The following is a 12251-nucleotide window of genomic DNA, read 5'->3' on the forward strand; positions in this document are numbered from 1 at the left end:
CCGAAGACTGGAAACGTCCGCCGCGCGAATGGTTCGAGGCCAAAACCCAATTCGCCGTCGTCTTCGGCGAACGGTTCTTCAACCAATGACGAACCGGCCTCACGCACAGAATTCCTGACAGTCCCGGGCGAAGCGGATGCGCGCCCGATGGGCAAGGGCAAGGGGCCAAAGCCGCCCGCCTACAATGTCCAGAGCGTCGTCGATGCCGATAGCGGCCTGATCGTCCACCACGACGTCACCGATGAGACAAGCGACAACCGCATGCTTCACCCGATGGCCAGGGCGACGAAGGACGTGCTTTCCCTCGACAGCCTGACGGTGGTCGCCGATGCCGGCTATTCCAACGGCGCACAGGCAAGCGCCTGCGAGGACGATGGCATCACGCCCTGCGCCCCAGCCAACCGCACCGTCAACAACACGGGTGACGGCACGCTGTTCGACCGCACCGCCTTTGCCTACGACGTCATGGCAGACCGGTTCGTCTGCCCTCAGGGCCGGATGCTCGAACGCAAGCAGGTCATGAACAAGGACCGCCTGGTGTTCTATGCCGCAAAGCCGGACGACTGTGGCGCTTGCATTCTCAAATCGCGCTGCACCACCGGCTCAAGACGCCATGTCAGCCGGCACTTCGATGAGGATGCGCTCAACAGGATGAAGGAACGGGCTACCCCGGAGATGATGCGCATCCGCCGTTCTGCCGTCGAACACCCGTTCGGCACCATCAAGCCAATGATGGCGGGCGGCCGTTTCCTGACAAGGAACCTCAAGGGCACCAGAACCGAAATGGCCCTCTCAATCCTCGCCTACAACATCATGCGCACCATCAACACCAAGCCGACACCCGCGTAGACGAAACACCCAATGCAAATAAGGCCCCGGTCAAAACCGAGGCCCCAAGAGGTTTTCACACAGCCTGTTCGATCGCCCTTTTGTTTTGCTTCTGCCGTCAGGCGAGGGGGCCGCCGGGGCGGCGGATCACGCCGTTCTCGGTGACGACGGCATCCATCGGGATATCGTGCGGCTGAGGCTTGATCGTGCGGATCTGCTGCTGCGCAAATCCGATGCCGATTGCGAGCGGCCTGGGGGAGAGGGCTGCCAGCGTGCGGTCGAAATAACCGCCGCCGACGCCGAGGCGGTAGCAGCCGCGGTCGTAGCCGATGACGGGGGCGATGACGATATCGGGCTGCCGCTGCTGCCCGCCGGCGGGGATGAGAATGCCGAGCACGCCGCGCGTCAGCGCAGCCCCCGGCGTCCAGGTCCGGAATTCGAGCGGGCCTGCCTTTTGCGCCACGACCGGCAGCAGGCAGGTGGCGCCCTCGGCGGCAATCTCCGCCAGCCAGCCGCGCAGGTCCGGCTCGCCCTGAAAGGGCCAATAGGCGCTGATGCATTTTCCCGCGATTAGAGGACCAAGAAGCAGGCGCAGATGCGACGCGATCAGCGCCGTCCTGCGCTCGCGCTCGGCCGCGCCGATCGCCTTGCGCGCCTCGACCAGCCGTTTGCGCTCGCGCCCGCGCCATTCCCGCACGGCCTCCCACGGCTCGTCCAGCCCCATATAGGCGGGATCGACCTCGTGCATCAGGCATGCCGGCGAGGCATAGTCGTCTGGTTCGTCTTTCTGCATGGGGCGGTCCGATCGGAAGAAGTTTCTTGTTCAGGCGACGATTTTGGCAGCCGGGGCGATTGCGATCATTCTCCGAATTGGAATAATAGACAAGTTCGTTCATCAAGCGAGATCGATGTGGATCTGTCTTCCCTGGAAATTTTCCTTGCCGTTGCCGAAGAGGGCAGCGTCACGCGCGCGGCCAGGCGGCTCTTGCGGGCGCCCTCCAACGTGACCACCCGCGTCCAGGCGCTGGAAGCGCAGATGGATGCCGCGCTCTTCAGCCGCGACGGCAAACGCATGACGCTGACGGCGGAGGGGCAGGTCTTTCTCTCCTATGCCCGGCGGCTGACGGCGCTTGCCGACGAGGCGCAGCTGGCGCTGAAGAGCGCCCGCCCGCAGCCGAGCTTGCGCCTCGGCACGATGGAAAGCACGGCCGCCAGCCGCCTTCCGCCGGTGCTTGCCCGTTTCAACGACCAGAACCCGGATATTGCGCTGAAGCTGACGCTCGGCGCCACGCGGGAGCTGGCGAGGGCGGTTCTCTCCGGCGAGCTCGATTGCGCGCTGATCGCCACGCCGCAGGGCGAGCCCGGCTGGCTGTCGGCCGCCGGGGTCGATGCCGGCGATCTGCGCCAGGCCCGCGTCTATGAGGAAGACCTGCTGCTGGTGCTGCCGCCGCACCATGCCTCGGTCGCCGCCCCGCAGGATATCCGCCTTCCGGCCCTTGCCGCGCTGGAACCCGGCTGCACCTACCGGCAGCTTGCCGAGCGGTGGATGCGCGGCCGCACCGACCTGCCGACGGTGGAGATGAGTTCCTATCACGCGATCCTGGCGCAGGTCGTGGCCGGCAATGCCGTCGGCGTCATGCCGCGCTCGGTGCTCGACATGCTGCCCTGGAAGGGCGAGGTCACGGTGCACCGGCTCGGCCCCGTCGACACGCTGCTGATTTCACGGCGCGAGCGGCGGTCCGATCCGCTGCAGGCCTTCGAGCGCATCATGCTGCCGCCGGATGCGCCGCCCGCCATGCTGCAATAGCATCCCCTTCCAGCTCGCCCCCAAGCCCCAGCCTTCGCCAAAGAGTTTTTCATGCGCATATCAGATCCCGACGAGACGCCCCGCCGGTCTTCCCTCTCGCGGCTGTTCCATCCCATTCTCGCCGGTGCGACGCTGCGCGACCGGCTGCTGGCCTGTCTCGGCGCGCTCGTGTCCATCGCGCTGACGGGCCTGCTCTGCGGCGCGCTGTTCGGCGAGGGCTCGCACCTGCCGCTGATCGTGGCGCCGATGGGGGCCTCTGCCGTGCTGCTCTTTGCGGTGCCGGCAAGCCCGCTCGCGCAGCCCTGGTCGATCATCGGCGGCAATACGATCTCGGCGATCATGGGCGTGGCGGCGGCCAGCGTGATCCGCGATCCGATCGTGGCGACCGGGGTCGGCGTGTCGCTGGCGATCGCCGCCATGTCCTTTACCCGCTGCCTGCACCCGCCGGGCGGGGCGGCGGCGCTGACGGCGGTGCTCGGCGGCCCCGTCGTCGCCAGCTGGGGCATGCTCTTTCCCTTCGTGCCGGTGGCGCTGAATTCCTGCCTGCTGGTGGCGCTCGGCCTCGTCTTTCACAAGCTGTCGCGGCACAATTACCCGCATGTGGCGGCGGCACCCGTCAACACGCACCTGACGGCCGACCGGCCGCCGGTCGAACGCGCCGGTTTCCAGGAAGAGGATATCGACGCGGCGCTCGCCCGGTTCAACGAGACCTTCGATATCGACCGCGCCGATCTGGCGCGGCTGCTGCGGCAGGTGGAATTCGAGGCGGTGGCGCGCGCCAATGCGGAAATCCGCTGCGCCGATATCATGTCGCGCGACGTGATCGCCATCGATGCCGACGCGACGGTGGAGCAGGCGCGCTGGCTGCTGCTCAACCACAATATCCGCACCCTGCCGGTGCGCGACGAGGCGGGAAGGCTGATCGGCACGGTCGGCCTGCGCGAGCTTGCGCTGGCCTCGGGCTCGCTGGAGCGGCTGGTTTCGCCGGCCACGGTGGCGCGCGCCGGCGATGTGGCGATGGGCCTGCTGCCGGAGCTGACCGACGGGCGCACCCATGCCGTCATCATCGTCGACGAGGAGGGCCGCATCGTCGGGCTGATCTCGCAGACGGACCTCCTGAGCGCGGTCGCGCGGGCTTTGCCGAGGGGCGAAAGGCGGGCCGAGGTCGCGGCCAACAGCAATCAGCGCATGCCGAGATAGGCAAGCAGGCAGGCAACGGCGGCCGCAACGGCGAGCCTCGGCCACCTGTCGTCGACGAGAAAGGCCATGAGCGCGCCGCCGGTCAGCGTGAGCGTCGCGCTCCAGAACGTCTTGTCCGAGCAGGTCAGCGCCAGCGCGCCCAGAAACACCGCGCTTGCCACCATCGTCACCGGCGCGGACGCCCGCATGACGTCATCCTGCGCCAGATAGGGCAGGATGAAGCGCCGCAGGCTGAGGGCGAGTGTCGCGGCAAGCAGAAGGTCGGTCAGGACTGGCAGCATGGTTCACCTGATGGTCTGTGGTGAAACGGCTGCAAGCGGCGTGCCAGTCGCCGCATTCCGGCCGGGCCCTGGCCTTCCGGGCGATCGAGGGCGATCAAGGGCGGGCAGGGGGCGGGCCGAAGCGCTTGCCTGCCCATTTATTGAATTCCCGATGATGAAAAAAAGATCAGCAGGTTGTTCTGCGCAAAAAATCACCGCCGCAGCCGTGTGGCCGCCGGACGAAGGAAGGCCGGCGCGCGGCGCGCCGGCATCAAGGCGCTAATCCCGTCGCCGGGTGGGCATGACCAGTTCGGCAATGGTGCCGAGCATGCCTTTCGATCTGCGCGCCTCGTTCTGCCCCTCATCCGAATAGGTCAGCGGATGCAGCCCCTCGATCGGCGGCAGCGGCTCGCATTCGATGCAGAGGCAACGGTAGGGTCTGATCGCGGTCGCCTTCATGCCGCCCGCCGGTTCCAGCTGACGAACGGATCGGGCAGGTTGCGCCAGCGTTCCGGCGTGAAGGCCGCGCTTTCCACAAGGCAGGCGTCGAGTTCGGCGCGGATCCAGGCTTCGTCCATCGGGTCGGCGCCGATGAAGACGATTTCCTGGCGGCGGTCGCCCCAGACGGGGTCGAGATAGGGGCCGATGGCGCTGAGGAAGGCGGGCTCGTCCGGCCATTGCTCGCGCGGGACGGCCGCCCACCAGAGGCCCATCCTGCCGGTGCGCACGATGGCGCCGGCCTGGCTGATCTCGCCGACATGATGCGGGCGGGTGGCGAGCCAAAAGAAGCCCTTGGCGCGCACCACGCCGGGCCAGCTCCTGTCGAGGAAGGCCTGCAGCTTTGCGGGATGGAAAGGGCGCCTTTCGCGGTAGACGAAGGAGCGGATGCCGTATTCCTCGGTTTCCGGCACATGGTTCCTGAAGCCGTGCAGTTCCTTGTACCAGAGCGGGTGGGTCTCGGCCTTGTCGATATCGAAGCGGTCGGTGCCGAGCACGTCTTTCAGCGCCACCTTGCCGAAATCGGTCTCGATGATGCGCGCATCCGGGTTGAGGCCGGCGATGATCTTTCTCGCCGCGTCGCGCTCGTCTTGGCTCGCCGTGCCGATCTTGTTCAGCACGACGATATCGGCAAATTCGATCTGCTCGACGAGCAGGTCGACGATCGTCCTGCCGTCGCCGTCGCCGGCCGTTTCGCCGCGGTCGGCAAGGAAATCGGAAGAGGCGTAATCGGCGAGCAGGTTGGCGGCATCGACGACCGTCACCATCGTATCGAGGCGGGCGACATCGGACAGGCTGGCGCCGTTCTCGTCGCGGAATTCGAAGGTGGTGGCGACGGGCAGGGGCTCGGCAATGCCGGTCGATTCGATCAGGAGGTAATCGAAGCGGCCCTGTTCGGCGAGCTGGCGCACTTCTTTCAGAAGGTCGTCGCGCAGCGTGCAGCAGATGCAGCCGTTGGTCATTTCCACCAGCTGCTCTTCCGTGCGCGAGAGATTGGCGCCGCCATCGCGCACCAGGGCGGCATCGATATTCACCTCGCTCATATCGTTGACGATGACGGCGACGCGCATGCCCTCGCGATTGGAAAGGACATGGTTGAGCAATGTCGTCTTGCCGGCGCCGAGGAAGCCGGAGAGCACGGTGACGGGAAGCCTGTTATCCATGATATCATCCTATTATGTTATAACGTAACATTCGTATCGGCAAAAAAAGGCGGAACGGGGGTGTCGCCGCCTTCTTTCGCCGCAGCGCGCGCGGGCGGGCTGCAAGTCCGGGGGAGCGCAAGGGGGCGCTCCCTCTGGCGATCGCGTGGCGCCCGTCGCCGGGCGAGGACCGCTCGGGCTCACGCGCTGGCGAGGCAATTGCGCATGCTGCCTGCGATGCCGCGCATGAGGGTGAAATAGAGATCGGGGCCGGCGGGCAGGGTGGCGGCTTCCGGGTCGAGCACGCCCGACTTCGCCTTCGTGCCCTCGATGACGACATCGACGAGGCGCGGTTCGAACTGCGGCTCGGCAAAGACGCAGGTGGCGCCGAGATCGCCGACCTTGCGGTGGATCTCGGAGACGCGCTCGGCACCCGGAATGGTTTCCGGGCTGACGGTGATCGAGCCGGCGACGCGGATATGGTAGCGGTGCTCGAAATATTGATAGGCATCGTGGAAGACGATGAAGGGCTTGTCCTTGACCGGTGACACGGTCGCGGCAATTTCCTCGTCGAGCGCATCCAGCTTTTCGTCCAGCGCCTTGGCATTGGCCTCGTAGGTCAGCGCGTTGGCGGGATCGGCGGCGACCAGCGTGGTGGTAATCTCGGCGGCCATGGCCTTGGCATTCATCGGGTCCAGCCAGAGATGGGTGTCGAAACCGTGATGGTCGTCATGGTCGTGGTCATGGTCGTCATGGCCGTGGTCGTCGGCGGCGTGGGCGTGGTCGTGCTCGTCGCCGTCGTCATGGGCCTCGAAGGCGCCGCCTTCGCGGAAGGGCAGTTTCACCAGGCCTGGCGCATTGTCGAGCCTTGCGACGATGGCGTCGGAGCCGAGCGATTCCAGCGGTTTTTCGAGAAAGGCTTCGAGGCCGGGGCCGACCCAGAAGACGACCTTGGCCTCCTGGAGCGCGCGGGCGTTGGACGGTTTCAGGTTATAGGTATGCGGCGAGGCGGCGCCGTCGACGATCAGTTCCGGCTTGCCGACGCCCTGCATGATGGCCGAAACCAGCGAATGGACCGGCTTGATGGAGGTGACGACGACAGGCGCATCGGCGGCCTGGAGGGACCCGGCGAAAAGAAAAGCCGGGATTGCGAGGGTAAGGCCCATCGCCAGTTTCATCAGCATGCTCCGCTTGAATTGCAGTTGTTATGTTATTACATCAATTGCGTTATGCTATAACGTGTGCAATAGCAGGACGCAACAGCAGTTTCGGAAAATTTGATGCTCTCTCCCGCAAACGACCCCGCCGGTATCAGGGCAGAACCGCTGGTTTCGCTCGAGAATGTCGGCATTCGCCGCGGCGGCCGCTGGCTGGTGCGCGGTGTGGATTTTTCCGTGTCGCGCGGCGAGATCGTCACCCTGATCGGCCCGAACGGCTCGGGCAAATCGACGAGCGCCAAGGCCGCGATCGGCGTCTTGAAGCCCGACGAGGGCAGGGTAAGCCGCATTGCCGGCCTCAAGGTCGGCTATGTGCCGCAGAAGCTTGCGGTGGACTGGACGCTGCCGCTTTCCGTGCGCCGGCTGATGACGCTGACCGGGCCGCTGCCCGAGGCCGAAATCATGGCCGCCCTTGAGGCCGCCGGCATGGCGCATATGCTGGATGCGCAGGTGCAGCACCTTTCTGGCGGCGAATTCCAGCGGGCGCTGATGGCGCGCGCCATTGCCCGCAAGCCCGATCTTCTCGTGCTCGACGAGCCGGTGCAGGGGGTGGATTTCGCCGGCGAGATCGCGCTTTACGACCTTATCAAATCGATCCGCAACACGACCGGCTGCGGCATCCTGCTGATTTCGCACGACCTGCATGTCGTCATGGCGGAAACGGATACGGTGATCTGCCTCAACGGCCATGTCTGCTGCCGCGGCACGCCGCAGGCGGTAAGCCGCAGCCCGGAATATGTGCGCCTCTTCGGCAGCCGGGCGGCGCAGACGCTGGCCGTCTACAGCCACCATCACGACCACACCCATCTGCCGGACGGGCGCGTGCTGCACGAAGACGGATCGGTGACGGATCATTGCTACCCGCAAGACGGGCACCACCATCACCACGATCACGGCCATGCCCATCTGCACGGCCATGCCGAGGCCCATGCCCATGCCGAGGCGGACCGTCACCCCGGCCACGCACATGCGGAGGCCCAGGCGCATACGCATTCCCGGAGCGGGGCCGAGAACGGGGAGAACCGTCATGCTTGACGATTTCTTCGTGCGCGCGATCCTTGCCGGCGTCGGGCTGGCGCTGACGACGGGGCCGCTCGGCTGCTTCATCATCTGGCGGCGCATGGCCTATTTCGGCGATACGATCGCCCATTCGGCGCTGCTCGGCGTGGCGCTGTCGCTGCTCTTCGAATTCAACCTGACGCTGGCCGTCTTCGCCGTCGCCGCCGTCGTCTCGATCCTGCTTCTCCTGCTGCAGAAGCGCCAGGCGCTGTCGGCCGATGCGCTGCTCGGCATTCTCTCGCATGCCACGCTGGCGATCGGCCTCGTCATGGTCGCCTTCATGACCTGGGTGCGCATCGATCTCATCGCATTCCTGTTCGGCGATATCCTGGCGGTTTCGACCACCGATATCGCGCTGATCTGGGGCGGCGGCATCCTCGTTCTGGCGGCGATCGCCTGGCTGTGGCGGCCGCTTCTGGCGGCCACCGTCAATCCGGAACTGGCCGAGGCCGAGGGGCTGCGGCCGGAGCGGGCGCGGCTGTTCTTCATGCTGCTGATGGCCGTCGTCATCGCCATTGCCATGAAGATCGTCGGCATCATGCTGATCACCTCGCTGCTCATCATTCCGGCGGCCACCGCCCGGCGCTTTTCCTCTACGCCGGAGCTGATGGCCGTGCTTGCCTCGCTGATCGGCGCGGTTGCCGTCGTCGGCGGGCTGTTCGGCTCGCTGACCTACGATACGCCCTCCGGCCCGTCGATCGTGGTGGCCGCCCTCATTCTCTTCATTCTGAGCCTGCTTCCCGCCTGGCGCGGGCGCAGGGACCTGCAAGGACAAGGCTCATGAACGCACCGCAAATGACCCGCAACCAGGCGCTCGTCTTCGACGTGCTCGAAAAGGCCGAGGGGCCGCTCAGCGCCTATACGATCCTCGACAAGCTGCGCGACCAGGGTTTTCGCGCGCCGCTGCAGGTCTACCGGGCGCTGGAAAAGCTGCTCGAATATGGCGTCGTGCATCGGCTGGAAAGCATCAATTCCTTCGTCGCCTGCGCCCATCCCGGCGAAAATTGCCACAGCCACGGCATCGTCGCCTTCGCGATCTGCGAAAGCTGCGGGCAGGTGATCGAGTTCCACGACCATGAGGTGGATCACCGGCTGATGGGCTGGGTGCGCAGCCAGAAATTCAAGCCGGCGAAGACGACGATCGAAATCCGCGGCACCTGCGAGGCTTGCGCCGCCTGACGGCGCCCGCCACAGCCGCCTTCCGCCGTGAACGCCAGCCTGCCTATCCGCCGGTCGGCGCCAGCGCAGCAAGGTGCAGCAGATCCTCGTTTTCCTCCGGCACGTTCTCGGCCAGACGGGCGGCGGCGATGACCGGCAGCCAGGTGAAGATCTCGTCCGCGGCCAGCTCGGCCGCCTTCGCATAGGTGACGACATAGGCCTCGGCGATGGCCGGCAGCGCCCGGCGCATCAGGAGATAGGTGCGGCAGACATCGGCGGCGGGATTGCCGCTGGCGGCGTCCAGCCAGTCGACGATCATGGCGTCGCCGCCGGCGCCCAGAATATTCCAGGGATGAAAATCGCCGTGGCAGACATTGTCGCCATCGGGCAGGGCGGCGAGCGCCAGAAGCAGCCGGTCGCGCAGGTCGGGTGCGAGCGGTTCGGCGCGCTCGATATTGGCGGCCAGCCGCGGTTTCAGCGCGGGAAGGCCGGTGCCGGCCTCGCGGTGCAGGCGCAGGTGGAGGGCCGCCATCTCCCTGATGGCCGAGAGCGGCGGCTCCGGCAGCATCTCGTCGGCAAGGCTGGTGCCGGTGACGCGATCCATCAGCAGGCCCCAGCGGCCGTGATAATCGCCGACGACATGAACCCGCGGGGCGGGCAGGGACAGCTGCTCGACGATTGCCAGATTGGCGGCCTCGCGGAAGGCCGGGGCTTTCGGGCGTCCGGGCCTGTAGAGCTTCAGCGCCAGCGTGCCGTGCTCAAAGACTTCCGCTTCCTTGCCCGAGCCGAGCAGACGGCCGATTTCGATCATGTCGGGTTCCCCGCCTCATGGTTGTATTCAGAGCGATGTGGTGCTGCTTTCGGGAAGGGAAAGGGGGCGGCTTGATGCAGGGCGCGGCAGGGCCGCCGCCGGCCGATTGTTGCGGCATCAGAGACAGTGTGTCCGCGACAACCGGCTTTATCCGCCGCGCGCGGCATGGATTATGCGGCGGGATAGGCCATTGCTGATGTCTGTGGCCGGGAATTGGGCCGGGAATTGGAGTGTCATGACCGTCAACAAGAAAAGCTCGGATATGATCGCCTGCTGCGGCGAGGAAATCCTGTCGCGCGAACTGCTGCTGAGCGGCAGTTTTGCAGACCTGCTGGCCGGGGAGGCGCCGACGCTGCGGCTGTTGAGCGACGAGGAGCGGCAGGCTTCGCTCGCGTCGATCCTTGCCGAGCGGCCGCAGGGCGATGTCTGGATCTTCGCCTATGGCTCGCTGATCTGGAACCCGATCATTCTCAGCGTCGAAAGCCGCAAGGCCCGTATCGAGGGCTGGCGGCGGTCCTTCTGTCTTGCCACCGTCTCCGGGCGCGGCTCGCCCGACAATCCGGGCCTCGTGCTCGGGCTCGATGCCGGCGGCAGCTGCGACGGCGTGGCGCTGCGACTGGAGGAAGACGATCTCCTGCACGAACTGGAACTGCTGTGGCGGCGGGAGATGGCGGCCGAGGCCTATATTCCGCGCTGGGTCGACCTGCTCGACGAAGACGGCGCGCGTTTCGGAAGCGGCATTGCCTTTACCATGAACCCGCAGGCCGCGACCTATGCCGGCGGGCTTTCCAGGGAGGCGACCGTCCACCGGCTTGCCACGGCGGCCGGCAGCATCGGCACTTCCGCCGATTACCTGTTTCGCACGCGCGAAGGCTTGAGGGCGCTCGACATGTGGGACGAGCTTCTGGAGGGGCTGGCGATCGAGGTGGAAGAGGCGCAGCGCAGGCTGCAGCAACCGCCCGCCGCGGCACTCTGATCCCTGCAGGCCGTCCGTTTGGCGACGGCCTCCTATTCGACCCTGTTGCCGATGTGCCGAAGGCCCCGTTGAAATAGCGGGGCCTTCGGCGTGTCTGCCGGTCAGCCGGCGGCGCGTTCGGCGGGCGGGCGGCGGCGCAGGCTTGCGGTCTCTATCGCCGGGGTCTTGTAATCGGCCTCCAGCGGGCCGGTTTCGGTGCCGGGAGGCACGATGGCGTCGATGGCGTCGAGCAGTTCGTCGCTGAGGCGCACCTGCGCGCCGGCCAGGAGATCGTCGAGCTGTTCCATGGTGCGCGGGCCGAGGATGGCCGAGGTGACGCCCGGATGGGCGATGACGAAGGCAAGCGCCATATGGGTGAGCGAGATGCCGGCGCCTTCGGCGAGCGGGATGAGCCGCTCGACGGCATCGAGGCTGTTTTCGTTCGACATCTGCTTCGGGAAATAGGCAACGCGGGCGCTGTCCGGCTGGGCGGCACCCCGGCGGTAGCGGCCGGTGAGCATGCCCATGGCGAGCGGGCTCCAGACGAGGGCGCCCATGCCGTAGCGTTCGAGCGCCGGCAGGACTTCGCGCTCGATGCCGCGATGCAGGATGGAATAGGGCGGCTGCTCGGTGCGGAAGCGGGCGAGCCCCCGCTTTTCGGAAACCCATTGCGCCTCGACGATCCCGGAGACCGGGAAGGTGGAGGAGCCGATGGCGCGGATCTTGCCTGCGCGCATCAGGTCGGTCAGGGCCGAAAGCGTTTCCTCGATATCGGTGTCGGGGGCGGGGCGGTGCATCTGGAAGAGGTCGATATGATCGGTCTGCAGGCGGCGCAGCGAGTCTTCCACGGCGCGGTAGATCCAGCGGCGCGAGCTGCCCTGCTGGTTCGGATCCTGGCCCATCGGGATGAAGCATTTGGTGGCGAGCACGACATTGTCGCGCCGGCCCTTCAGCGCCTTGCCGACGATCTCCTCGGATTCGCCGTGGCTGTACATGTCGGCGGTGTCGATGAAGTTGATGCCGGCATCGAGCGCCTTGTGGATGATGCGGACGGAATCGTCGTGATCGGCATTGCCGATGGCGCCGAACATCATGGCGCCGAGGCAATAGGGGCTGACCTTGATGCCGGTGCGGCCAAGGGGACGGTATTGCATCTTCTTTTCCTTCTGAAACTGCGCTGCCTCGCGGGCAGGCCTTGAATCTGGTAGAAGCCCTGTCATCACGGCTTTGCTGCTGGCAAAGTCCCTGGCGAGAGGGTATAAGGGCGCATCCGGAACGCGGTTCCGTTTATACGGAACGTTGTTCCGTTTTGCAAG

General features: G+C 66.2%; 14 protein-coding genes. 7 read left to right on the top strand and 7 right to left on the bottom strand.

What is annotated here, in order from left to right; all coding sequences use genetic code 11:
- Nucleotides 1-114 precede the first annotated feature (114 nt).
- Nucleotides 115-849 carry a transposase gene (locus tag ACFPWW_RS26110; protein WP_377314185.1) on the top strand — a complete coding sequence of 245 codons (735 nt, stop codon included), beginning with the start codon at nucleotides 115-117 and terminating at the stop codon, nucleotides 847-849.
- 97 nt (nucleotides 850-946) lie between these two features.
- On the opposite strand, the gene ACFPWW_RS26115 is transcribed toward ACFPWW_RS26110, so the two are convergent.
- The gene (locus ACFPWW_RS26115; RefSeq protein WP_377313931.1) at nucleotides 947-1621 is read right to left on the bottom strand and encodes a 5-formyltetrahydrofolate cyclo-ligase; all 675 of its coding nucleotides are present in this window, start codon (nucleotides 1619-1621) and stop codon (nucleotides 947-949) included.
- A gap of 117 nt (nucleotides 1622-1738) precedes the next feature.
- Between ACFPWW_RS26115 and ACFPWW_RS26120 the strand changes: the two genes are divergently transcribed.
- Both ACFPWW_RS26120 and ACFPWW_RS26125 read left to right on the top strand, forming a co-directional pair.
- Entirely contained in the window at nucleotides 1739-2635 is an 897-nt protein-coding gene (locus ACFPWW_RS26120) for a LysR family transcriptional regulator (RefSeq protein WP_377313933.1), read from the top strand.
- A 51-nt stretch (nucleotides 2636-2686) separates the two neighbouring features.
- On the top strand, nucleotides 2687-3835 hold the full coding sequence (locus ACFPWW_RS26125) for an HPP family protein (RefSeq protein WP_112569756.1): 1149 nt from the start codon (nucleotides 2687-2689) through the stop codon (nucleotides 3833-3835).
- Here the strand turns inward: ACFPWW_RS26125 and ACFPWW_RS26130 are convergent.
- From ACFPWW_RS26130 to ACFPWW_RS26145, 4 genes are all read right to left on the bottom strand, one after another.
- Nucleotides 3817-4116 carry a hypothetical protein gene (locus tag ACFPWW_RS26130; protein WP_112755039.1) on the bottom strand — a complete coding sequence of 100 codons (300 nt, stop codon included), beginning with the start codon at nucleotides 4114-4116 and terminating at the stop codon, nucleotides 3817-3819. The two genes, ACFPWW_RS26125 and ACFPWW_RS26130, sit on opposite strands and share 19 nt — an antisense overlap.
- 258 nt (nucleotides 4117-4374) lie before the next feature.
- The gene (locus tag ACFPWW_RS26135; RefSeq protein ID WP_377313935.1) at nucleotides 4375-4554 is read right to left on the bottom strand and encodes a hypothetical protein; all 180 of its coding nucleotides are present in this window, start codon (nucleotides 4552-4554) and stop codon (nucleotides 4375-4377) included.
- On the bottom strand, nucleotides 4551-5756 hold the full coding sequence (gene zigA / locus ACFPWW_RS26140; RefSeq protein ID WP_377313937.1) for a zinc metallochaperone GTPase ZigA: 1206 nt from the start codon (nucleotides 5754-5756) through the stop codon (nucleotides 4551-4553). The genes ACFPWW_RS26135 and zigA overlap by 4 nt, the downstream gene beginning before the upstream one ends.
- A gap of 179 nt (nucleotides 5757-5935) precedes the next feature.
- The gene (locus ACFPWW_RS26145; protein ID WP_377313939.1) at nucleotides 5936-6913 is read right to left on the bottom strand and encodes a zinc ABC transporter substrate-binding protein; all 978 of its coding nucleotides are present in this window, start codon (nucleotides 6911-6913) and stop codon (nucleotides 5936-5938) included.
- Between the two features lie 102 nt (nucleotides 6914-7015).
- Between ACFPWW_RS26145 and ACFPWW_RS26150 the strand changes: the two genes are divergently transcribed.
- From ACFPWW_RS26150 to ACFPWW_RS26160, 3 genes are read left to right on the top strand one after another with little or no spacing between them, the layout of a single operon-like run.
- A complete protein-coding gene (locus ACFPWW_RS26150) occupies nucleotides 7016-7987 on the top strand; it encodes an ATP-binding cassette domain-containing protein (RefSeq protein WP_377313941.1) in 972 nt (323 codons plus the stop codon).
- Nucleotides 7980-8795 carry a zinc ABC transporter permease subunit ZnuB gene (gene znuB / locus ACFPWW_RS26155; RefSeq protein WP_112755029.1) on the top strand — a complete coding sequence of 272 codons (816 nt, stop codon included), beginning with the start codon at nucleotides 7980-7982 and terminating at the stop codon, nucleotides 8793-8795. The genes ACFPWW_RS26150 and znuB overlap by 8 nt, the downstream gene beginning before the upstream one ends.
- Entirely contained in the window at nucleotides 8792-9190 is a 399-nt protein-coding gene (locus ACFPWW_RS26160) for a Fur family transcriptional regulator (RefSeq protein ID WP_112569767.1), read from the top strand. Before znuB ends, ACFPWW_RS26160 begins: the two co-directional genes overlap by 4 nt.
- 43 nt (nucleotides 9191-9233) lie before the next feature.
- Here ACFPWW_RS26160 and ACFPWW_RS26165 read toward each other — a convergent pair whose 3' ends face one another.
- Nucleotides 9234-9980, bottom strand: coding sequence for a phosphotransferase family protein (locus ACFPWW_RS26165; protein WP_377313943.1), 747 nt, complete (start codon nucleotides 9978-9980; stop codon nucleotides 9234-9236).
- A 235-nt stretch (nucleotides 9981-10215) separates the two neighbouring features.
- Here ACFPWW_RS26165 and ACFPWW_RS26170 point away from each other — a divergent pair, with 235 nt between their 5' ends.
- Nucleotides 10216-10956 carry a gamma-glutamylcyclotransferase gene (locus ACFPWW_RS26170; RefSeq protein WP_377313945.1) on the top strand — a complete coding sequence of 247 codons (741 nt, stop codon included), beginning with the start codon at nucleotides 10216-10218 and terminating at the stop codon, nucleotides 10954-10956.
- A gap of 101 nt (nucleotides 10957-11057) precedes the next feature.
- Here the strand turns inward: ACFPWW_RS26170 and ACFPWW_RS26175 are convergent, their stop codons facing one another.
- A complete protein-coding gene (locus ACFPWW_RS26175; RefSeq protein WP_377313947.1) occupies nucleotides 11058-12089 on the bottom strand; it encodes an aldo/keto reductase in 1032 nt (343 codons plus the stop codon).
- Nucleotides 12090-12251 lie beyond the last annotated feature (162 nt).

The sequence above is a fragment of the Rhizobium sp. GCM10022189 genome (assembly GCF_042656325.1).
GTDB lineage: Bacteria > Pseudomonadota > Alphaproteobacteria > Rhizobiales > Rhizobiaceae > Rhizobium.

Bases quoted from the DNA above. Each gene is read 5' to 3' on its own strand.
- ACFPWW_RS26115 (WP_377313931.1), bottom strand. From the start codon at position 1,621: ATGCAGAAAGACGAACCAGACGACTATGCCTCGCCGGCATGCCTGATG.
- ACFPWW_RS26125 (WP_112569756.1), top strand. From the start codon at position 2,687: ATGCGCATATCAGATCCCGACGAGACGCCCCGCCGGTCTTCCCTCTCG.
- ACFPWW_RS26130 (WP_112755039.1), bottom strand. From the start codon at position 4,116: ATGCTGCCAGTCCTGACCGACCTTCTGCTTGCCGCGACACTCGCCCTC.
- ACFPWW_RS26135 (WP_377313935.1), bottom strand. From the start codon at position 4,554: ATGAAGGCGACCGCGATCAGACCCTACCGTTGCCTCTGCATCGAATGC.
- zigA (WP_377313937.1), bottom strand. From the start codon at position 5,756: ATGGATAACAGGCTTCCCGTCACCGTGCTCTCCGGCTTCCTCGGCGCC.
- ACFPWW_RS26145 (WP_377313939.1), bottom strand. From the start codon at position 6,913: ATGAAACTGGCGATGGGCCTTACCCTCGCAATCCCGGCTTTTCTTTTC.
- ACFPWW_RS26150 (WP_377313941.1), top strand. From the start codon at position 7,016: ATGCTCTCTCCCGCAAACGACCCCGCCGGTATCAGGGCAGAACCGCTG.
- znuB (WP_112755029.1), top strand. From the start codon at position 7,980: ATGCTTGACGATTTCTTCGTGCGCGCGATCCTTGCCGGCGTCGGGCTG.
- ACFPWW_RS26160 (WP_112569767.1), top strand. From the start codon at position 8,792: ATGAACGCACCGCAAATGACCCGCAACCAGGCGCTCGTCTTCGACGTG.
- ACFPWW_RS26165 (WP_377313943.1), bottom strand. From the start codon at position 9,980: ATGATCGAAATCGGCCGTCTGCTCGGCTCGGGCAAGGAAGCGGAAGTC.
- ACFPWW_RS26170 (WP_377313945.1), top strand. From the start codon at position 10,216: ATGACCGTCAACAAGAAAAGCTCGGATATGATCGCCTGCTGCGGCGAG.
- ACFPWW_RS26175 (WP_377313947.1), bottom strand. From the start codon at position 12,089: ATGCAATACCGTCCCCTTGGCCGCACCGGCATCAAGGTCAGCCCCTAT.